The following is a 21200-nucleotide window of genomic DNA, read 5'->3' on the forward strand; positions in this document are numbered from 1 at the left end:
TCAGCCCTCCTTCTTCAGATCCAGCTCGATCCCTGCCGGACCCACGATATAGTCCTGACCATAGACTTGGATCGAAGCGGGCTCGCCGCTGCGTACACTAATCTTCACCCGCTGCTGGTTCACATCGACCGCAAGCTCGGTTCCCTGATAGGTAATCGGGAAGGAATATTGGCTCCAGCGCTCCGGAATCGTCGGATTGAAGATCAGCTTATCCCCATCCGAACGCATCCCCCCGAAGCCGTACACAATATTCATCCAGGCCGCGGCAATCGAAGTCGTATGCAGTCCCTCTCTCGTATTACGATTATAATTATCGAGATCAAGCCGGGTGGCGAATTCGAAAAATTTGTAAGCTTCCGCAGGTCTGCCAATCTCCGCAGCCAGAATCGAATGAATCGATGGAGACAGCGACGATTCATGGATGCATCTCGTCTCGTAATAATCGTAATTAGCCCGCTTCGCCTCGACTGAGAACTCGCCGCTGTACAGGAACATGAACATAAGCACATCCGGCTGCTTAATCATGTCATAGCGATAGAGACGATCATAGGACCAGTGCGAATAGAGCGGGAACTCGGTCACCGGGATCGAATGAATATCCAGATGCGGCATATCGAAGAAACCGTCATGCTCCTCGTAGATTCCCGTCTCGTCATCATAAGGTATCTTCATGTTGTCAGCCTTGTTCTCCCAGTCCATCTGCTCCTGCATCGTCAACCCCAGGCGATCCGCCAGCGCTACAAAAGCGGACAGCTCAGCCTGCTCCATCTCACCAATCGTCTGCAGCGTAAACTCGAACAGCTTCTTCGCCATCAGATTGATATAACAGTTGTTATTCACCATAAGCTGGAACTCATCCGGTCCCATAACCCCGAAATAACCGTATTTGCCGCTCTTTTGTCCCCACTGCCCACGGGTTGCATAGAAACGGCTGATCTGAATCAGCATCTCCAAACCTTTTTCATATAAAAATGCCTTATCGCCCGTAATGTTTACATAATGACGAATTCCATAAGCTACGGCCGTACCTACATGCAGCTGTAAATTGGAATGCTGCCACAGATCGCAGCTCTCCGTCCCATCGATCGTCGCAATCGGATAGAACGCTCCTGCACAGTCCAGCTCCTTCGCCCTCTCCAGCGCCTGCGGCAAGGTCTTGTACCGAAATTCCAGCAGGCTGCGCGCCGCCTTTGGATTATTAAAAATATAGAACGGCAGACAATAGGACTCCGTATCCCAGAAGGCCAGGCCGCGATAAGCTTCCCCGGTCAGCCCTTTCGCCCCGATGTTAAAACCCGGATTGTCGCCATGATAGGTTTGATACAATTGGAAAATACAGAAGCGAATCCCTTGCTGGTTCTCAGGATCCCCCTCGATCACGATATCGGAATGCTTCCACACCTTCGCCCAATATAACTCCTGCTGCTCCGCAGCGGCCTGATAGTCCACCTCGGCATACTGCTCAGCCAGCTTCATCCCCTTGAACCAGACCTCATCATCACTTTGCTCCCGATCCTTATCCGCATAATTAATGACCAGCTTATCTACTACAATTTCTTCTTCCTTATTTAGCTCCAGAAGGACCTCCTCGCCTATGAAACTTTCTTCACTTAATGCCGCGCTTTGAGCTCCCTCCGGCAGGACAAGCCGATAGCTTGAGAAAAGCCGATTTCCCGTATTCGCTGTCTGGCCCAGCATAGCGCTAATTCCGCGTTGGCTGTCCTGCTTTACATTTTCCCAATATCTTGTGTGCTGATCTTCATGGATTGTCGCAAAGTCAAGCCCCATGATTACCTGGGCTGTACCGGTGAAGTTAAGCGGCTTCAGCACGAGTCTCTGACATCCCAGATTCGACACCTCCATACTTACCAGCCTTTCAAAGACCAGCTGCACGCTTTTTCCATTCTGCAAATGCCAGATAAGCTGACGCGTATATACGCCACGTTTGAAGTCCAGCTCCCTGCGAAAATTCGAGAACTTGCTCGTTCCCATATTAAAGGTTTCATCGTCGATCGTAATGCGTGTATAGAGCCAGTCAACCCCGTTGACCATAAAGCGCAATGAGCGAATGATTCCCTTATAGTGCGCCCCAACCTCACTCTCTTCAAACAATCCATTGAAATAGCTGCCTATTAACGTGTCACCGCTATAACCTTCCTCGGCATAGCCGCGAACCCCCATATATTCATTGCCTAATGAGAAAATAGATTCCGACACCCGGCTGCGCTGCGGATCGAACCCTTCCTCAACGATCTTCCATGGATCAACAACTAGATATTTATCCGCTATCTTCGGCATATTTGATCTCTCCCTATTGAATATAAATTCTGTTCTGGCCACCCTTCCTCCAGATTAGCCAAAACATCGCTCTGTACGAATGTCCAGGTCTAATGAGCTTATGTGTGATCTTACTGAACTTGAACTGTATCGCTTATCTTCATAGGCTATACCTATTAGCAAGATTGGATTTATATATTTAATCAATGCGAATTTATATGTCACAATAAAGATAATTCATTGGAGGAGGTCCGGTTATGGAGGCAAGACAAGTATGGAATGCCCAGCTCTACGATACGAAATTCAGGTATGTATCCGAATACGGCAAGGATGTGCTCGAGCTCTTGAACGCACAGGCAGGAGAAGAAATCATTGACCTCGGCTGCGGTACAGGGGATATCTCTTATGAGATCGCCAAAGCAGGAGCCGTTGTCAGGGGCTTTGATCTATCGGAGACGATGATTCAGCAGGCCCGCCTCAAATATCCGGACCAGAAGTTTGAGGTTCAGAATGCGGCCTATTTCACGGTGGAACGCCCTGTTCAGGCCGTATTCTCCAATGCCGCGCTGCATTGGATCAAAGATGCCGAAAATGTAGTCAAATCCGTCTATCGCGCTTTGGATCATGGAGGAAGATTCGTTGCCGAATTTGGCGGCAAAGGAAATGTGGAACTCATCGTCCAGCACATTACCAAAGTACTTGGCGCGGATTATGGCATCGATGCCAAGCCGCTTGACCCCTGGTATTTTCCAAGCCTCGGTGAATACAGCAGTTTATTAGAAGCGCACGGTTTTCGAGTGACCTATGCCGTACATTTCGACCGGCCTACCAGGCTGGAGGGTGGGGCCATGGGTATGCAGCATTGGCTCCGTCTGTTTGCAGAGGATTCATTTCTATATTCCCTAAGCGAGCCTGACAAGGAGCAGGCCATTCAGCTCATTGCCAAATCCGCAGAACAAGATCTGCTGGTCGGCAATGACTGGTACGGGGATTACAAACGGCTGCGAATTGTCGCCATTAAGGAAGGACGGTAAGATAGGCCGCATCCCCTGCCAGCACAAAAAACGGATACCCCATTTTATCCATGGCGGTATCCGTTATATTTTTTACAAGTATATTTCATTAATCAGACCTTTGCTTCGATAAGAGATCATATAAGTTATGACTTATCGCCATCGCTTCTCTCTTTATCCATATGTCCCGTTTTCCTTAAATAATCATCGTATCGGTCGTCAACTTCCTTGGCGATTTTACGGTATTTGAACGTCTCTTCCACGATTGGGTCAAGCTGTGTCTGAATCCTTACCTCATATCGCGGGGACAAGCGGCGCCGTTCTTCTGCGCGGCGCTCTTCCTCACTAATTGGTTCGCCTTCCGTCAACAGTTCATTCAATTCCCGTTCCAGATTTTTCTCATCGCTCATGGTATTTGAACTCCTTTTCGATCAGAATTCGGTCTCCACAGGATACTTCGCATCGTCTGACCCCTAGACCCCTGTGGCTTCAGCTGTCTTCAGGACATCAAGCAGCTCCTGATGGATTTTGCCATTGGTGGCCACCAGGCGGCGAACGCCAATATCATAAGGATTGCCTACCGTGTCGGTAACGATACCTCCCGACTCCTTAACCAGCAGAGCCCCCGCGGCAATATCCCATGCATTCAGACCAACCTCATAATAACCGCTAAGCCGACCAGCGGCAACATAGGCAAGATGCAAGGCGGCAGAGCCGGCGGCGCGCAGGCTGCGAGTTCGATCCGACAGTGCGGTGATCCCCTTCATATTAATAGGCAGCGCAACCTCACGGTCCGGGTTGAAGCCCACCGCCAGGACGCTGTCCGCGAGTTTGTCATCCCGAGACACCTGCGTCGGGTTGCCATGAACATAGGCTCCCTTGCCCTTCTCGGCAACAAACATCTCATCGCGGATCGGATCATAAATTACGCCTATAATTACTTCACCACGATAGGCCAAAGCAATCGACACACAGAAAAAAGGATAACCTTGCACAAAATTCGTCGTCCCATCGATCGGATCGATGATCCATAAATATTCAGCTTCCTTCTTCGCCTCTGTCAATGCATTCGCGGATGCCTCCGCGCCGGGATCGACACTCTCTTCCCCAAGGATCGCATGATCCGGGAAATGCGTCAGGATCAGCTTGCGAATCATCAGCTCTGCCCCTTTATCAACATCGGTGACCAGATCCTGTGGTGAACACTTCGTATTTATCTCTTTAATTAGTCCAAGCCGGCTCTTAATCCATTCTCCCGCTTTGGAGGCACTGTTGATCGCCACAGCCGTCGGACTCTTGCTTCCTACTACGTATGGAATTTTAGGCTTAGGTTCCAATGGTTTCACACTACTTTCTGATTGATTTTCAACTTGCATAGCTCTTCTATGAATCTTGCAATTTTTACCTTTTTTAAAATATACGCCCCGAATGGCGCAAAGTTGCATCATTTGAGTGATTTGTGTAGAAAATCAGGCTGAATAGCTGCAAATCGATCTGTATTTAATATACCACCATTTATATAAAAAGTCCGTAACCAGCCAAATAGTACGGCTAATTACGAACCTCTCTCACGAATATGAATCAACTAAACACGATCTTCTATTTACAGAGTTCCCGCCGTCAGGAAAATTAAACCTCGCGAAAACTAACCCTGATTTTCCCTCAAAAGCTTGTCCCTCAATATACCCCAGGCATATGAGCCCCATTGACCGAGACAAGCTCCTGAGCGAAGGGGGCCCCAATTACTTGGGCTCTCCGAAGAACATCTCGTAAGCGAGGGCCGTTTGGAACGCAGACTCTTCATCCGTTAAAGGACGTACCAGGTCCAGCTCGACTGCGGTCACCTCTTCACCGTTGAAGTTAATCTCAGCAACACAGGCGGTAATCTTCACAATCGCTACGGCCTTATTGTCCGGGCTATAAGCAATGACCTTCTGCCCGGTCGGGAATACGCGCAATCCCTCCTTGCGCATCTTGCCACGGCCATATTCCAAAAGGTCGAACAGCTCTTGTTCATTCTTGAATTTACACACCGAATTAAATTCCGTCTGGAACCCCATGCTCATCTTCCTTTCCGTCCTGAATTCTGTCTGTTCCCGAACCGTCTCGCCGGATTAATTAATCCCGTTCTCAAAGAACAGATCCTGTCTCTTTGCAAAGCGCTCCATGGCCAGCTCGATCAGTCGGTCAAGCAGCGTCTCATAAGAGAGTCCTGTCTCTCTCCACAATAGCGGGTACATGCTGTATGGCGTGAAGCCCGGCATTGTGTTCACTTCGTTAATCAGGATACGACCGTCCGTCTTGCGTATAAAAAAGTCAGCCCGGCATAATCCATTGCAAGCGATAGCCTTAAAGGCTTTGACTGCCACATCGCGAATGCGCTCAGCAAGCTCGGTGTCCAGCGGGGCCGGAATCAGCATTTGCGATTTGCCATCAAGGTATTTAGCTTGGTAATCGTAATATTCGCCAGAGGATACGATTTCTCCTGGTACGGAAGGCAACGGAATATCGTTGCCAAGCACCCCAACCTCAACCTCGCGGGCTTTAACAAATTCCTCTACGATGACCTTAGTATCATATCGGAGTGCCAGCTTAACAGAGCTTATTAGCTCCTCTCTCGTCTTCGCCTTCGATATTCCGACGCTGGAGCCCAGATTAGCCGGTTTAATGAAGCATGGGTAACCCAGCTTCTCCTCCACCTTCTGAATCTGCGAGAAGCTATCGCGCTCCCATTCACCATCTGTGAAATAACAGTACCCGCACTGCTCAATTCCTGCATCGGCAAACAGCTTCTTCATAATCACTTTGTCCATACCGGCAGCGGAAGCCAATACGCCTGCTCCTACATATGGCATGTTCGCCATCTCGAACATGCCTTGAATGGTGCCGTCTTCGCCGTTGGTACCATGCAGAAGCGGGAAGGCAACATCAAGCTTTGCTTCACCCGTTGCCAGCTTGCTGAACAGCGTATTGATCGCCGCGCTTGTATCCCCCGCGTCCGATTCCAGCTTCAATTGTTCCAACGCGGTAAAAGGAGCGGATTGATTGCCGCCGACTCTCCACTCCCCTTGCTTCGTAATATAGAAAGGCAGCAATTCATATTTCTCGTAATCAAAAGCCTGCATGACTGCCAGAGCCGTCTGTAGCGACACCTCGTGTTCTCCGGATTTGCCTCCGTAAATCAGCCCTACAGTCAATTTGTCCTGTCCCATGGGTAACCTCTTTTCTAAATGTAAATACACGTCTTGATCGCATGAAACTCCCTGATGTCAGAACCGGTCCGCTATATGGAAAAACCGATACACGGTATTCTCAGTCCAGGCATAGGAATCCCGATAGTCCCAGTAGCGATGCTGGCTTGGCGTCGTATGCGCGTTCACCAGCGGCATGCCGCCAGCGTCAAAAGCGGTAACGATCGTACTGTGCTGATATGCACCGTTCCCATCCCAGTCGTAAATAATTACATCTCCCAACTGAAGCAGTTCAGGACGGTCAACGATCTCCGCACGCAAATGAGAGCTGCTATGGGTCAAATATAGCTGCAGGGCATTCGCCACCGCCCAGCTATAGCTCCAGGCCTCCTGTTTGCCTACATATCCTTTATACCACCAGCCCGATTCTCTTTTTCCAGTATAGTTTATTGGGGCTCCGCCTGCAAAGAGACATTGGGAGATATAACTGGTGCAATCGACTTCAAATTGGGCGAATTCCGGATTAAAGCTGTCCCACCAGCGATCTGCGTACAATACCGCATCTTCACGCCGATAAGCTGTGCTTCGCTGGGAACCGCCCGCGCCGAGAATTTGATGATTCAGATAAGGACGGGACGGACCGGCCTTTTCTGTGTAGTCCTGATTGTAGATGGAGGCAACATTCACCGGCGCGCTCCGCTCCGGAACAGGCTGATATACGCGAGACACCGTCCAGCCCTCCCCCTCGCGCAGCAGCGTCAGGCGCTGCTGATCAACCCGCTGCTCCTGGTGTCTGGCTCCGCCTTTATCATAATAGATCTTCTGCAACAGCATCAGCTCGACCTCGAGTTCGCCTGCCCGATGCTCGATCTCACGAATCAGCCGCGCCTTCGTCTCGCATCGGACCGGAGCTGCCCCCCGTTCCCTGTACCACATCTCCAGCTTATGTTTGCGCTCCCCGCTGCGGATCAAGTAATCCAGATCGGTCACGACGGAATCCTCCGTGCGCACCCGGTAATCCACTTCATCCTGATTAAGCTGATTCACATACTTTGTCAGTATTCTTCTCCATTCGTCCGCCATGGTTCTCGCCTCCTTCAAATACATTCCCATTCTATTTATATGAACGCATAATATTGAGTATGTACTAACTAGAGGTATGCGTTTCTATTCAACGCTTCAGCTGGATGAGGCTAAGGGCTGAGGAGCGGAGCTGTATGTTTTTGGAGGAAGCTGGCCTGTTTGAGCTTACAGTTTAAATAGAAGCAACTGGACAAAAAACACTTTACTCACTTCGGTAGGGAAGCTATACTTAAGATAGTGAATATGAAATTGTGTTTCACCTAACGGAACAAGGAGGTACATTCATGTCAAAGAACGATTTTTTCACTGCTGCCCGTCAACTGTCTGTTGGTGGTAAGAATTATCGCTACTATGACCTGCAGGCGCTGGAACAGCAAGGGCTTGGTCAAATTTCCAAGCTGCCGTTCTCGATTAAGGTATTGCTTGAGGCGGCTATCCGCCAATATGACGGCAGAGCTATTACTGAAGAACATGTGAAGCAAATCGCTGGCTGGGCCGAGGGCCGCGATGAGAACAAAGAGATCCCATTTATCCCGGCAAGAATCGTGCTGCAGGACTTCACCGGCGTACCGGTTGTCGTCGATCTGGCGGCAATGCGTGATACCGTGAAGAAAGCTGGCGGTGATCCAAAGCAGATTAATCCGCTTGTTCCCGTCGATCTCGTTATCGACCACTCCGTCATGGTTGATGCTTTCGGTTCCCCTGATGCGCTCGAATATAACATGAACATTGAATTCGAACGGAATGAAGAACGCTATCGCTTCCTGCGCTGGGCACAAACCGCATTTAACAACTTCCGCGCGGTGCCGCCCGCAACCGGGATCGTACACCAGGTTAACCTGGAATACCTCGCCTCGGTTGCCGCTACGAAGACTGTAGATGGCGAGACGGTCGTCTATCCGGACTCCCTGGTCGGAACGGACTCTCATACGACGATGATCAACGGCCTGGGTGTTGTTGGCTGGGGTGTTGGCGGTATTGAGGCAGAAGCCGGCATGCTTGGGCAACCGCTTTATTTTGTAGCGCCTGAAGTTATCGGCTTTAAATTGACCGGCAGCTTAAGCGAAGGTGCGACAGCAACAGACCTGGCCTTGACGGTCACAGAAATGCTGCGCAAAAAAGGCGTTGTCGGCAAATTCGTTGAGTTCTATGGACCTGGCTTAACCAACATCAGCCTTGCTGACCGTGCAACCGTAGCCAACATGGCACCGGAATACGGCGCGACGATCGGTTACTTCCCGGTTGACAAAGAGACGCTTGCTTACATGCGCAGCACAGGCCGCACTGAAGAGCAAATTGCGCTCGTTGAGGCCTACTACAAAGCGCAAGGCATGTTCCGCACCCATGAGACTGCTGATCCCGAGTTCTCGGATCTGATTGAGCTGGACCTTGCTACCGTCGTACCAAGCTTGGCCGGACCTAAGCGTCCGCAAGACCGGATCGAGCTGACTGAGATGAAGAACAAATTCAACGATATTATCCGTACGCCTATTGATAAAGGCGGCTACGGCCTGAGCGATGAGAAGATTGCGCAGCGTGTTCCGCTCACCCATCCTGACGGAAGCACCAGCGAGCTCGCTCCAGGTGCAGTAGTTATCGCAGCAATTACAAGCTGTACGAACACATCCAACCCAAGCGTAATGCTAGGAGCTGGCCTGCTTGCCAAGAAGGCTGTGGAACGCGGCCTGACCAAGCCGGGATATGTGAAGAGCAGCTTGACTCCAGGCTCGCTCGTCGTCACTGAATATTTACAGAAGTCCGGTCTAATCGAGCCGTTGGAGAAGCTCGGCTTCTACGTAGCAGTTTATGGATGCGCTACTTGTATCGGCAACTCCGGACCGCTTCCAGAGGAAGTGGGCAGCGCAATTGCCGATAACGATCTGACAGTTGCTGCTGTATTGTCCGGCAACCGCAACTTCGAAGGACGGGTTCACGCCCAGGTCAAAGCGAACTATCTCGCTTCGCCTCCGCTCGTCGTTGCTTATGCCCTCGCTGGCACGGTAAACATCGACCTCCAGAACGATCCGCTCGGCTATGATCAGCAAGGAGAGCCGGTTTATCTGAAGGATATCTGGCCAACCTCGATAGAGATCAAGGAAGCCATCGCTTCTTCGATTAGTCCGGAGATGTTCCGCAGCAAATATGAGCATGTCTTTACGCAAAATGAACGCTGGAATTCGATTGCTGTCCCTCAGGGTGAGCTCTATGAATGGGATGAGAAATCCACCTACATTCAGAATCCGCCGTTCTTTGAGAAGATTGGCGACGGCATGCAGGATATCGCGGATATCCACAGCGCGAGCGTACTGGCTCTGCTCGGCGATTCGGTAACGACCGACCATATCTCGCCAGCCGGCAACATCTCGCCTACCAGCCCTGCCGGGCATTACTTGAACGAACGCGGAGTGGCCCGCAAGGACTTCAACTCCTACGGCTCGCGCCGCGGCAACCATGAGATTATGATGCGCGGCACCTTCGCTAACATCCGTATCCGTAACCAGGTAGCCCCTGGCACAGAAGGCGGCGTAACGAAGTACTTGCCAACCGACGAAGTGATGTCCATCTATGATGCGGCCATGAAATATCAAAGCGAAGGGAAGAACCTGGTCGTACTTGCTGGCAAGGAATACGGAACAGGCAGTTCGCGTGACTGGGCAGCCAAAGGAACCTACCTGCTCGGCGTGAAAGCTGTTATCGCGGAGAGCTTCGAACGGATCCACCGCAGCAACCTTGTTGGTATGGGTGTCCTTCCACTGCAATTCCAAGAAGGAACGAGCTGGAAGATCCTGAACATCGATGGCACGGAGACCTTCGATATTCTCGGTCTAAGCAATGACGTTATGCCAGGCCAAGAGTTGAAGGTAGTAGGGACGCGCCAGGATGGCAGCAGCTTCGAATTTACGGTAGTCGCCCGTCTCGACAGCATGGTGGATGTGGACTACTATCATAACGGCGGTATTTTGCAGACCGTATTGCGCCAGATGATCAGCGCAACGAACTAATTTTTTTGGAATTATACCCACTTTGCAATATGCAGACCTGCCATTTCCCTAAACATAACATTCAGGGGGAATGGCAGGTCTTTTTATGGTTTACATATATTTATGTTATCTGTTATATTATAAGTATAACAGTTAGAACAAAGAAGGTGATGGCTGTGATTATCCGGCTTGATATGCAATCCGAGCTTCCGATATACACTCAGTTAGTAAATCAGATCATTGAAGGCATTGCCAGCGGACGCTTGAAACCAGGGGAGCCCCTGCCTTCCGTACGCAGCCTGGCCTCAGATATAGGCATTAATCTGCACACTGTCAATAAGGCATACACGCTGCTCAAGCAGGACGGATTCATCCTCGTGCATCGTCAGAAGGGCGTCGTCATTAACCCCGATGGTATGCCGGGAATTACGGAGGACTACCGGAGCAAAATGAGCGGAGAGCTTAAACCTATTGCCGCAGAAGCGATCTGCCGCGGAATGAACCGGGAGCAGTTGCTATTGGAAGTTGAACGAATATACCAGGAAATAACGCAGACAGACAAGGAGAATGATTAATATGAGTACACTATCCTCCCTTTTGATTGCCCTTATATTTCTGCCTATGATGATTTCCTTAACTGCTATGCCTTATTTGACGCGGGAGACGATAAGCTTCGGCGTAACCGTCAGTGAGGACATTTATCGGAGTGATACGCTGCGCCGTATGCGCCGTTCCTATAGTATGTACAGCGGGACTTTATATGCCGTCTTGTTCATCCTTTGTGTTATCCAGCTGCTCCGCAGTGCTCCCGTACAGCAGAACGGAGTCATTGGCGCTTATATCATCATGGTTATACTGATCTCAACAGCTATGAACGTCATTTATTATTTTAGAATGAAGAAGCTGCTTCCTTCGCTTCCCTCCACCCCATCTCCTTCGGTGCTGGCCGTGGATACGAGCTTCCGCCAAGGCAATCTGGTTCTCTCCAATAAATGGTTTTTGATTCATGCAGTTATTATTCTTGCTGGGCTCATCGCCGTATTGAACCGCTATGAGCAGATACCCAGCCTGATTCCCATGAAGTTCGATTTTATGGGAAATGTAACTCGCAGTGCGGTCAAATCATATCGCTCAGTTCTCTACCCGACGATTATTCAGACCTTCATGACCCTGCTATTCGTCTTTATCAATTGGAGCATCCGCAGTAGTAAACAGCAAATTCAGGCGGATGATCCGCAGCGTTCCCTGCGCCAGAATATCGTATTCCGCCGCAGTTGGTCGTTATTCACGGTGCTGTCAAGCTTCGCCCTGCTGCTCCTGTTCACATTGATCCAACTTCACATGCTGGGCCAGATCAATGTGAACAGCCTGATGCTGATCAGCTTGCTTACCCCGATCTTCGTCGTTCTGTTGGCCTTCCTGATCTCCTTCAGAACAGGTCAAGGCGGCAGCAAAATCGGGCGCCCGGCAGCGGGCTCCAAGCTTGCTCCGGTAAATAACGATAGCCACTGGAAGCTGGGCATGTTCTACTTCAACCGCCAGGACCCGGCCCTATTTATCGAGAAAAGAATAGGCGTCGGCTGGACGCTGAATTTCGGCCACCCGCTATGCTGGCTGGTACTGTTAGGTATCGGTGGTTTCATCGCGATAACCTATGTGTTCGCGAGATAATATATACCTTTTTTCTTAAGGAGGAAATTGTATGTTCAAGAAGAGAACCCCGCTCTATGCTGCCGCTGCAGCCACGATCGCTCTAAGTCTCATGCTGCCTATAGGCGCTTCCGCTGCCCCTTCATTCAGCAGCTCGACAGCACTTACACCGCTAAGAGAATCAGCGCTTGAGTATGGAGCGGATGTCAAATGGGACCAACAGACTCGCACAATTATTATCACGAAGGGCAACACTGTAATTAAGCTGGAAGCGGGAAACCGCCAAGCCCTTGTCAATGGCAAGCAGGTCGCTCTGGAACACCCCATCACCATCGTATCAGGACACGCTCTAATTGATGCCACATTCATAAATGAGCTATTTCAGAATTCGCAGCAGTCCACCGATCCGGCGGACCTGTTCATCCAAGGCCTGCAAGCTGGAGATGGCCCCGAATCCGCCAAATACGTCAGCCCATCCTCTGCTGCTGCGCTACAGGAGAATCTGTTAAAGGTATTGTGGAGCAATTACGAGACCGTCTACGGTAAGATGAAGCTGACTGGCGGCAAGACAGAAAAGGTCAACGCTATACACCGAAATGTAACTTACGGGGTCGAATCAGAAAGAGTTCCGCTTCAAATCACCGTCCGCATGAATCTCTCAGGTCAAGTGGATGACCTGAACGTAACGACTGCCTCCGATGACTCCGGATATAAGAAGCCATCCTATGACATTGCGGACAGCTACATCGAGCAAGAAGTGACCGTTGGTCAAGGCAGCATGGCCTTGCCGGGGACACTCACCTTGCCTAAAGGGGACGGTCCTTTTCCTGCCGTAGTGCTCGTCCAAGGTTCCGGGCCGCATGACCGCGATTCATCCATAGGTGGAACGAAGCTGTTCCGTGATCTTGCTGCAGGGCTTGCTTCACAGGGAATCGCCGTACTGCGCTATGACAAGGTGACCTATGAGCATACCTTCAAGGTAGCTGCAAATCCAAAATTTACGATAAAGCAAGAAAGCGTTGACGACGCGTTGGCTGCGGTACAATTGCTCAAGGGGAAGGCAAGCATCGACAGTTCGCGGATTTTCGTTGCCGGCCATAGCCAGGGCGGATACGCGATTCCTCTGCTGATCACCGAGGACAAGGATCATAATGTAGCGGGAACCGTGGTCATATCCGGACCAAGCGGCAAGTTTGCCGATGTGCTGGCTGAACAGCAGCAGGAGCTCGTTCAGCGCGTCAAGCAGCTTGGCATGAATGCTGCGCCATATGAGCAGCAAGCTGCTCAATATATCGCACTTGCCAATATGGTCAATGATCCGCAATATACAGTAGATCATATGCCGGAGCAGTTCCCGCTACAGCCTGCTTACTGGTGGTTCGAACAGAAGAACTATGTTCCGGCTGAGCTCGCTAAGAATCAGAGCACCCCGATGCTGATTTTACAGGGAGAAAATGACTGGCAGGTGACGATAAAGCAATTCGAGAACTGGAAGACTGCTTTGAAGGACCGCAAAGATGTGAAGTTCAAATCTTATCCGAATGTAAATCATCTATTGACCTCCTACCAGGGTGTCTCAATTGGAGCTGAATATGCTCAGCCAGCCAATGTATCGGAGGACATCGTTGACGATATCGCCACCTGGATTAAAGAGAGCAAATAATCCTTTACCAAAAAAATCGCGAGTCTGCATGGCCTGATTCTGGCCAGGGACTCGCGATTTGTTATCTAGATAGGGATATCAAGTTTAACTGGGATGAATCATCATCCCCATCTCTCTGGCCGCCTCGATTAATATCGGACCATACTCATGCAAATTCTGAGGATTCAAGCGGCTGACCGGACCGGATAAGGAGAGCGCTGCGGCAATTTTGCCGTTCCGGTCAAAGATCGGAGCTGCGACCGCTGAAGCCCCGGGCTCACGTTCCTCATAGCTGATGGCATAGCCCTGCTCACGAATCTCCTGCAACTGCTGCATATACGCTTCCCGGTCCACAAAGGCGGGCCAATCAGGGCTGTCCAGGACAGCCTGAACAACAGCATCATCCGCATAAGCTACCAGTACCTTGCTGGAAGCGCCAACGAACAGCGGCAGCCTTGCGCCAACCGGAGCAACCCTGCGAATAGCCTGATTGCTCTGTACCGCTTGAATACGCAAGCGGTCCGTTCCGTCCCGCAAGTATAAGCTTACCGTCTCGCCAAGACGATCCCGGAGCTGCTCCATTTGCGGAAGAAGCAGCACTGCCGGATCATCATTATGCGACAGATGCGCGGACAGCTCCCATATTTTCAGACCCAACCTGTATTTCTCGGTAGATGCATTACGGACTACAAATCCCTTCTCCTCAAGGGTATTCAACAGGCGATGCACCGTGCTCTTATGCAGGTCAATCTCTGCGGCAATTTCTGTTAACCCAAGGTCATCCTTCTTCGTGAAGCACATCAATATGTCAAGCGCCCGTTCTACGGCGCGTACGGTTAATTTCCGCTCTTCCATATGGCATCCCTCCCTTTCGTTTCACTATATGAAACTCGGTTACATAAATTATATGAGAAAACCATCATTTCCGTCAATGACAAAGGCCATAAATTCCCCCTCACGCATTGACAATCGAAAAAGGTAGCCGTACGATATTTTCATAGTTCCCTTCATAAATCATCTTTTTTCGACACGATCTTTGACGTCCGCTTGGAATTTCGATAGAATGACAACTTTAAGAGATTTAGATTGATGTAAAAAGCGATTTTCCTCAGCCGGACATATAATATAATTAAACATTTATTCTTAGATGAGGAGGAGCAGCCATGAAATTATCGAATCGCAACGATCTTCCTCTGCAGCCTGATTGGATCGGATCTGACTCTTCCGTGCATAAATCGAAGCGGATTAGTCTTAAGAATATTATCGTCGCTCTGTTACTGTCCATAATCTTCTTCCTGATCTTCTGCTTTGTAGCCCTGCACGGCTTCATCGCTTGGGTGTTGTCCAATCCGACAGTGGCCCCTTTATACTCCAACCCGAAGCTGGCCAAAAATCTGGATTACTATAATATCTCCTTCCCCGCTGCGGATGGCAGCCGGATGATGCAAGGCTGGTATATACCTGCAGATTCTTCACGTAAGACCATTGTGTTCAGTCATGGCTATGGCGCGAATCGGGAGGAGAACTGGATTCCGATGTACGATCTCGCCCACTATGCCCACCGTCTGAATTTTAATGTCCTTATGTTCGATTATGGATTTGCCGCCGGGGGCAGCAAAGAGGTTGCGACGGGCGGGAAAAAGGAAGCCCAGCAGTTGCTAGGAGCGATCCAATATGCCAAGCAGCATGAAGGCGATGAGCTTATCGTCTGGGGCTTCTCCATGGGAGCCGGCACGGCGCTGCAGGCTGCACTATATAGCAAGGATATCGATGCCATGATCCTGGATAGCACTTTCCTGCTTGAACCGGATACGATGTATCATAATATTCGACAGCATATCGATTTGCCGCGCCACCCTTCGCTGGAGATTATCGGGCTGTTGCTGCCCGTGCTGAACGGTACAAGTTTGCGGCAAATCCCCTATCAAGCAGTCAAGACGGAGGATTATCTGTTCCCAATCCTATTCGTACACGGCACCAAAGACGACAAGGCTCCTTACCCCATCGCCGAACAATTGGCCGAGAACCAGACGAATCCGATCTCTGATGTATGGATCGTCAAAGATTCTCATCATGAATTGATTTTCCGCGAGCATCCGAAGGAGTATTTGCGTCTTGTCTCCAGCTTCCTTGGACGTGTTGAGGCTGCGATGGGTTCTGACAGCCCTTAATGCTTGTCCAAAAAGTCCGGTTTTCGGCTCTTTTGAACCACCTCTTTATATTCAAATCGTTGGAAATTTTTAGTATAGTCCAACCTGCCTCGGTAATAAACTAAGTATAATGACATACGACCGAGGAGGTTAATGAATGCTATTCATTTATGGCCCCTATCTGCCTGTGCGTATTCTGGAAGAGATCTACTGCTGGAAGCGCCAGGAAGCCAGGCACACGCAATTAATTAAAGCGGCTATTCCCGGACTGGAGCCGGAATACGTCAAACTGCTTGAAGAATGGAATCATGTATTCCGTGGAACGGAGGAGGAAGCAAGCCGTCTCTTGCATCATGCTTTAGGCAACACCCATGCAACCTCAGATCCCCATTTTATGAAAGAGGTCGAGAAGCTGCTTGATGTCTCCTGCCGCCAATCCCATGAGTTCATCAGGCAGCTGCATTATATTCTCGATCATAGCGCTGCTGTACAGTCCAATCCACATGCACAGGCTTTACTACGGCACATCATCCAGGAATCGGAACATTACCTGCTGAAGGCCCAAAGCATAAATGCCCCACACCATCCTGCACATATGATGGATAATAAATCTTCCAACGATCCCTTCTCCACAGCAGAAAATACAGCTCGCCCCAGACCCGAAGTTCTCCCTGAAGAGCAAAATTTGCAGGCGGACATCTCTATTTCTCCAGAAAATGTCCCCAACCGAGACAATACGGAAAACAACGATGTGACTGCCAGTATATCCGAAGAAGCTGCTGTCTCTTCTGATATCCGCAAAGAACAAAGCGGCGGCAGCCTGGTGAATTCAGTCACCCCGATAAACTCGCCTAATCAAGCTAATCCGGCTAAACCCGATGATCCGCCAAACGATAATGAGCATCCCGTCCCGATCGGCAAACATACATTGCCGCCACTGCCCTACGCTTATAATGCTCTGGAGCCTTATATTGATGAGAAGACCATGCGCATCCATCACGATATCCATCACAAATCTTATGTAGACGGCCTGAATACAGCCGAGAAAAAGTTGCAGGATGCCCGGAAATCAGGCAATTTCGATCTGGTAAAGCATTGGGAACGGGAGCTCGCCTTCAATGGCGCCGGCCATTATTTGCACACAATCTTCTGGGATATTATGAATCCGAAAGGCGGCGGCAAACCAGAAGGAGAGCTGTTAGAGTATATCAAGCGTGATTTTGGCAGCTATGATGCCTTCAAGAATCAATTCTCAAAGGCTGCCGAAAAGGTAGAAGGCGGCGGTTGGGCGATCCTGGTCTGGAGCCCGCGCAGCCACAGATTGGAAATACTCACAGCCGAGAAGCATCAGAACCTGACCCAATGGGATGTCGTTCCGCTGCTTGTTCTGGACGTATGGGAACATGCCTACTATCTAAAGCATCAGAACGAGCGTCCGAAATATATCGAGGATTGGTGGAATGTCGTCTACTGGCCGGCGGTCGCCAAGCGGTTCGAGCAAGCGAAGAAATTAAAATGGCAGCCCTTCTAGCGGCTGCTTTTTTTATGGCTGCAGATTATTCAAGCTCCGATCCTGCCCGTTCTCCTTGCAATATCCACGATATTGAATCAGTAGGCGGGCCGCTCCAATACAAAATAACAAAAATCCTCCAGTACACCGTTCCATAGCAGCGTTCATTCGCTGTTGGGCAGATATACTGAAGGATTGATCATGAAAATCTATTATTCTTTAATTAGAGATAAAAACTCTGCTCTGGAAGCAGCATCGGTTCGGAAGGTACCTCTTACTGCCGAGGTAATGGTCTTGCTGCCCGGCTTCTTCACACCGCGGGCACACATGCACATATGCTCGCCCTCAACGACAACGATCACACCTTGCGGTTCAAGTACTTCCTCCAGGATGTCGGCGATTTGCGAAGTAATCCGCTCCTGAACCTGCAGTCTGCGAGTCACCGCTTCCACCAGCCGGGCCAGCTTGCTAAGTCCGGCAATTCTTCCACTTGGAATATAACCAATATGTGCCTTGCCGAAGAAAGGCGCCATGTGATGCTCACATTGGCTGAAATATACGATATCTTTGACGATAACCAGTTCCTCATGATCTTCTTCGAAGGTTACTCCCAGTACATCGCGAGGATCTATTTCATACCCGGCAAAGATCTCCTCATACATTCGGGCCACGCGGGCCGGTGTCTCGATAAGCCCTTCCCGCTCAACATCTTCACCAATCAACTTCAAAATTTCGCGAACATGGTATTCAACCTTTTCCCGATTTTCACCCACATGTGCATTTACGTAATCCTTTAATCCTGACATTATAGCGCCTCCTCCTTTCATTCCAATCCACTAAAACTTCGTGCGCATTAATTCAGCCCTCGTTAGCTCTGGAGAGTCTGGATGAAAATAGCTCTAGCCTCCCCCGATCCTACGGGTCACATAAGAATACAATATGGCAACCTCACCTCACAGACCCGTAGAGATCCGAGCTGCTAAGCTGCTGAATTGCTGCGTCACTGTATTGCCAGGCCTGAGGCCGTTAGTTCTACTTCTTCTTCTTCTTCCCAGCTACAGCCGGCGGCTGATTTTTCATCATTTGCTGCGCGCGCTGCATCTGCTTGTTATTGAGATTGTAGCCCATCTGCTTGGCCATCTTTTGCAGCATTTGCGGATCATTCTGCATCTTCGTAAGCTGGTTCTTCAGATAAAAGACGCCGATCGCAAAGCCACCAACCAAACCAACGATTAAAGTAATAATAGGAATTGCAATATTCACTCCCGGACTCCCCCCGTACCCAATCTTCGAATTTCATCATGTACCTCATGCATAGCTAGAGTTACTCAACATATAATAGCATTCCGCCACTGCAGTATTCAAGCCAAAACCGCTTCAATAAAAGTGGTAGTCTCTGTAGCAAGGTCCAATTCCTTCACTTCCATCGCCTCACTCGTTCCATGAACGATGCGAATGACCGGCCTGCCCGGCAGCCCTCTATGCTGTCGAACAACGACACCAATCTCCTTCGTGGACAGCCGAACCGATGAGCCATTCGGATAGACGGACACAATCCTCGTGAACTCGACGAGTGCATCATGATCCAGCTCTTGCTCAGAGCAAGCCATCAGTCGTTCACAAGCCTCATGGGGAAGCAATGGACGGCCTCCGCTCCCTTCGCCACCCGCGATCAGATTATCGTACATATTGGCGACAGCTACAATTTTCGGATACAGATGAATATGACTTTCATCCAGACCACGCGGCAGCCCGCTGCCATTCAGACGCTCATGATGCTGCAGCGCTGTATGGGCAATCATCAGGTTAAATTCGCGCTTATTCTTCAATATTTCAAATCCGCGCCAGGTATGATGATTCTTCATGTTTTCCGCATCTGCCCCTTCTGGCAAAGGCACAGATTTCCCAATATCATGAAGCAGCGCACCAATAGCCAGATCCTTCAATTGCGAGTAATTCAGGCCCAGATTCAGACCGATCATGGTTGACAGCAAAGCAACATTCACCGCATGCATATAACCCGCATTGTCATTAGTACGAATATCCGTAAGCTGGATCAGCACCTCTTTATTGTTCAGAACATCTGTCAGAAGCGAATCCACAGCGACGCCTACCTTGCGTGGACTCCAGTCCTTGCCCGAGCGAATCGCTTCCATCGTCTCGCTCATATCCCTGAACACAGCCTGCTTCGTTGGTTCACTGAGTACATCGTCTATTTCAATATCCTCGAATCCGGGATCCTTGATGTACAGCATAGTGACACCAACCCGTTTCAAAGTATTGATCATAAAAACCGTAAGCTGTATATCCTCCGACAGCAGCACTGTCCCATTCGCCGAATATACGGTTCTTCCTAGTATCTGTCCGGGCTCAATGTCCTCAACACTTATAAATCTCATGAATATCCCCCTCGGTAGCCATCCCATATTGTCGCTGACTAAATCTTTCTTTACTTAGACCCTCATAAAGAAATATCGGTCAACGAGCCGCCGACTTTAAGCATAAATCAATTGAGATGAGCTTCCTCCGCCTCCAGCAGCTTATGCTCGGCGCGTTGGAGCCGTTGGAGAACTTCTTCATCCTGCTCCACCGCAAGCGCCCGCTGCACGCCGTCCAGCGCTTCCTGACCGCCTATGCGGCTCAAAGCCCAGGCCGCTGTTCCCCGTATAACAGGCCGCGGATCCTTAAGCATGACCTCTACTATCTTCGGTACCGCAGAGCGATCCTTGAAGTTGCCAAGCCCGATCAGCGCATTCCTCTGGATCGGCTTCTTGCCGCGCCATGCGGCTGCACTGCTTCCGAACCGCTCCTTGAACTCCCGGTTGCTCAGATCGAGAATCGGCAGCAGCAGCGGCTTCACAGTCTCTGGGTCAGGCTGCAGCTCAGGCCGATGGTTCCATGATTTCCCTCTATTCTTCGGACAGACGATCTGACAGGTATCGCAGCCATACAAGCGATTGCCGATCTTCACCATGAACTCCTCGTCCAGGAACCCCTTGGTCTGCGTCAGAAAAGAAATGCATCGCTGAGCGTTTAGCACCCCGGGACCGACCAGCGCTCCTGTCGGGCAAGCATCAATGCATTTCGTACACTCGCCGCAATCCTCGGTTACCGGTGTATCTGGCGAAAAGGGAATATTCGTAATCATGTCGCCTAAATAAATCCATGAACCCCATTTGGGCGAGATAATGGCGCAATTTTTGGCCTTGAACCCGATGCCTGCTCGCTCAGCAACAGCACGGTCCACCAGGGCACCTGTATCCACCATGCTCTCCAGACGGGCATCCGGCACACGCTCACGAATGAACGCCTCCAGGTTGGCCATCGCTCTGCGCAGCACCAGATGATAATCTTCCCCCCATGCCGACCGGGCAAGAATACCTCGGCGTTGTCCCGGCTCCGACTTTGGCGGATTGTCCAGCTTGGACGGGTAGGCCACCGCGATGGAGATTAGAGAAGCTGGCTGCTCCAGCGTCAGCTCGGGGTAGACCCTTTTATCAATATCAGGCTCCTCGAAGCCCGATTCATAACCTTTGGCTCGACGGTCAAGCAGCACCGACTTCAACGACAAAAACGGGTCCGCGGTAGCAAACCCGATATCATCAATTCCAAGCGATGGAGCCGCTTCAATAATCTCTCGCTTCAGCTTGTCCCATACCGCTCTACCTGTTAAATTGGCGCTTGTCTTCAGCTCCATGCTTGT

Annotated in this window: 17 protein-coding genes and 1 pseudogene; 7 read left to right on the forward strand and 11 right to left on the reverse strand. The window is 50.3% G+C overall.

The genetic code is table 11. The annotated features are described in order from the left end of the window. Entirely contained in the window at positions 1-2298 is a 2298-nt protein-coding gene (locus tag DMN77_RS18960; RefSeq protein ID WP_068779723.1) for a glycoside hydrolase family 65 protein, read from the reverse strand. A gap of 236 nt (positions 2299-2534) precedes the next feature. Between DMN77_RS18960 and DMN77_RS18965 the strand changes: the two genes are divergently transcribed. Then, the gene (locus DMN77_RS18965) at positions 2535-3311 is read left to right on the forward strand and encodes a class I SAM-dependent methyltransferase (protein WP_179016019.1); all 777 of its coding nucleotides are present in this window, start codon (positions 2535-2537) and stop codon (positions 3309-3311) included. A gap of 125 nt (positions 3312-3436) precedes the next feature. Here DMN77_RS18965 and DMN77_RS18970 read toward each other — a convergent pair whose 3' ends face one another. The 5 genes from DMN77_RS18970 to DMN77_RS18990 all read right to left on the reverse strand — a co-directional run bounded on the left by DMN77_RS18970 (position 3437) and on the right by DMN77_RS18990 (position 7564). Further along, positions 3437-3700: a hypothetical protein gene (locus tag DMN77_RS18970; protein WP_068779721.1), complete on the reverse strand. Its 264-nt coding sequence runs from the start codon at positions 3698-3700 to the stop codon at positions 3437-3439. A 63-nt stretch (positions 3701-3763) separates the two neighbouring features. Then, the gene (locus tag DMN77_RS18975) at positions 3764-4666 is read right to left on the reverse strand and encodes an inositol monophosphatase family protein (RefSeq protein WP_068779720.1); all 903 of its coding nucleotides are present in this window, start codon (positions 4664-4666) and stop codon (positions 3764-3766) included. A 366-nt stretch (positions 4667-5032) separates the two neighbouring features. Beyond that, a complete protein-coding gene (locus DMN77_RS18980) occupies positions 5033-5350 on the reverse strand; it encodes a hypothetical protein (protein WP_179016049.1) in 318 nt (105 codons plus the stop codon). A 54-nt stretch (positions 5351-5404) separates the two neighbouring features. Then, positions 5405-6502 (reverse strand): D-alanine--D-alanine ligase, encoded by a 1098-nt coding sequence (locus tag DMN77_RS18985; protein WP_179016020.1) that lies wholly within the window; start codon positions 6500-6502, stop codon positions 5405-5407. Between the two features lie 57 nt (positions 6503-6559). Then, positions 6560-7564: an amidase domain-containing protein gene (locus DMN77_RS18990; RefSeq protein ID WP_179016021.1), complete on the reverse strand. Its 1005-nt coding sequence runs from the start codon at positions 7562-7564 to the stop codon at positions 6560-6562. 284 nt (positions 7565-7848) lie between these two features. On the opposite strand from DMN77_RS18990, the gene acnA reads away from it, so the two are divergent. The 4 genes from acnA to DMN77_RS19010 all read left to right on the forward strand — a co-directional run bounded on the left by acnA (position 7849) and on the right by DMN77_RS19010 (position 13858). Then, positions 7849-10566 carry an aconitate hydratase AcnA gene (gene acnA, locus DMN77_RS18995; RefSeq protein WP_179016022.1) on the forward strand — a complete coding sequence of 906 codons (2718 nt, stop codon included), beginning with the start codon at positions 7849-7851 and terminating at the stop codon, positions 10564-10566. A 155-nt stretch (positions 10567-10721) separates the two neighbouring features. Then, the gene (locus DMN77_RS19000; RefSeq protein WP_068779715.1) at positions 10722-11120 is read left to right on the forward strand and encodes a GntR family transcriptional regulator; all 399 of its coding nucleotides are present in this window, start codon (positions 10722-10724) and stop codon (positions 11118-11120) included. A gap of 1 nt (position 11121) precedes the next feature. Next, positions 11122-12216 (forward strand): DUF1648 domain-containing protein, encoded by a 1095-nt coding sequence (locus tag DMN77_RS19005; RefSeq protein WP_179016023.1) that lies wholly within the window; start codon positions 11122-11124, stop codon positions 12214-12216. A 31-nt stretch (positions 12217-12247) separates the two neighbouring features. Next, positions 12248-13858, forward strand: coding sequence for an alpha/beta hydrolase family protein (locus tag DMN77_RS19010; protein ID WP_179016024.1), 1611 nt, complete (start codon positions 12248-12250; stop codon positions 13856-13858). 84 nt (positions 13859-13942) lie between these two features. On the opposite strand, the gene DMN77_RS19015 is transcribed toward DMN77_RS19010, so the two are convergent. Then, complete coding sequence (locus DMN77_RS19015) at positions 13943-14692, reverse strand: IclR family transcriptional regulator (RefSeq protein WP_068779712.1); 750 nt, start codon at positions 14690-14692, stop codon at positions 13943-13945. Between the two features lie 308 nt (positions 14693-15000). Here DMN77_RS19015 and DMN77_RS19020 point away from each other — a divergent pair, with 308 nt between their 5' ends. Beyond that, complete coding sequence (locus tag DMN77_RS19020) at positions 15001-16008, forward strand: alpha/beta hydrolase (RefSeq protein ID WP_179016025.1); 1008 nt, start codon at positions 15001-15003, stop codon at positions 16006-16008. Positions 16009-16144: 136 nt separating this feature from the next. Beyond that, complete coding sequence (locus DMN77_RS19025; protein ID WP_068779710.1) at positions 16145-17518, forward strand: Fe-Mn family superoxide dismutase; 1374 nt, start codon at positions 16145-16147, stop codon at positions 17516-17518. 191 nt (positions 17519-17709) lie between these two features. Here the strand turns inward: DMN77_RS19025 and folE are convergent, their stop codons facing one another. The 4 genes and pseudogenes from folE to queG all read right to left on the reverse strand — a co-directional run. Next, complete coding sequence (gene folE / locus DMN77_RS19030; RefSeq protein ID WP_068779709.1) at positions 17710-18303, reverse strand: GTP cyclohydrolase I FolE; 594 nt, start codon at positions 18301-18303, stop codon at positions 17710-17712. Between the two features lie 226 nt (positions 18304-18529). Next, the gene (locus tag DMN77_RS19035; protein WP_179016026.1) at positions 18530-18760 is read right to left on the reverse strand and encodes a YneF family protein; all 231 of its coding nucleotides are present in this window, start codon (positions 18758-18760) and stop codon (positions 18530-18532) included. A gap of 98 nt (positions 18761-18858) precedes the next feature. Then, positions 18859-19896, reverse strand: coding sequence for an HD-GYP domain-containing protein (locus DMN77_RS19040; RefSeq protein WP_068779707.1), 1038 nt, complete (start codon positions 19894-19896; stop codon positions 18859-18861). 119 nt (positions 19897-20015) lie between these two features. Next, positions 20016-21194: pseudogene (gene queG, locus DMN77_RS19045) on the reverse strand (tRNA epoxyqueuosine(34) reductase QueG); the annotation flags it as partial. Positions 21195-21200: the final 6 nt, after the last annotated feature.

The sequence above is a fragment of the Paenibacillus sp. 79R4 genome, from assembly GCF_013393165.1.
Classification (GTDB): domain Bacteria; phylum Bacillota; class Bacilli; order Paenibacillales; family Paenibacillaceae; genus Fontibacillus.

Bases quoted from the DNA above. Each gene is read 5' to 3' on its own strand.
- DMN77_RS19005 (WP_179016023.1), top strand. From the start codon at position 11,122: ATGAGTACACTATCCTCCCTTTTGATTGCCCTTATATTTCTGCCTATG.
- acnA (WP_179016022.1), top strand. From the start codon at position 7,849: ATGTCAAAGAACGATTTTTTCACTGCTGCCCGTCAACTGTCTGTTGGT.
- DMN77_RS18990 (WP_179016021.1), bottom strand. From the start codon at position 7,564: ATGGCGGACGAATGGAGAAGAATACTGACAAAGTATGTGAATCAGCTT.
- DMN77_RS18980 (WP_179016049.1), bottom strand. From the start codon at position 5,350: ATGGGGTTCCAGACGGAATTTAATTCGGTGTGTAAATTCAAGAATGAA.
- DMN77_RS18975 (WP_068779720.1), bottom strand. From the start codon at position 4,666: ATGCAAGTTGAAAATCAATCAGAAAGTAGTGTGAAACCATTGGAACCT.
- DMN77_RS18985 (WP_179016020.1), bottom strand. From the start codon at position 6,502: ATGGGACAGGACAAATTGACTGTAGGGCTGATTTACGGAGGCAAATCC.
- folE (WP_068779709.1), bottom strand. From the start codon at position 18,303: ATGTCAGGATTAAAGGATTACGTAAATGCACATGTGGGTGAAAATCGG.
- DMN77_RS19040 (WP_068779707.1), bottom strand. From the start codon at position 19,896: ATGAGATTTATAAGTGTTGAGGACATTGAGCCCGGACAGATACTAGGA.
- DMN77_RS18960 (WP_068779723.1), bottom strand. From the start codon at position 2,298: ATGCCGAAGATAGCGGATAAATATCTAGTTGTTGATCCATGGAAGATC.
- DMN77_RS19020 (WP_179016025.1), top strand. From the start codon at position 15,001: ATGAAATTATCGAATCGCAACGATCTTCCTCTGCAGCCTGATTGGATC.
- DMN77_RS19025 (WP_068779710.1), top strand. From the start codon at position 16,145: ATGCTATTCATTTATGGCCCCTATCTGCCTGTGCGTATTCTGGAAGAG.
- DMN77_RS18970 (WP_068779721.1), bottom strand. From the start codon at position 3,700: ATGAGCGATGAGAAAAATCTGGAACGGGAATTGAATGAACTGTTGACG.
- DMN77_RS19015 (WP_068779712.1), bottom strand. From the start codon at position 14,692: ATGGAAGAGCGGAAATTAACCGTACGCGCCGTAGAACGGGCGCTTGAC.
- DMN77_RS18965 (WP_179016019.1), top strand. From the start codon at position 2,535: ATGGAGGCAAGACAAGTATGGAATGCCCAGCTCTACGATACGAAATTC.
- DMN77_RS19010 (WP_179016024.1), top strand. From the start codon at position 12,248: ATGTTCAAGAAGAGAACCCCGCTCTATGCTGCCGCTGCAGCCACGATC.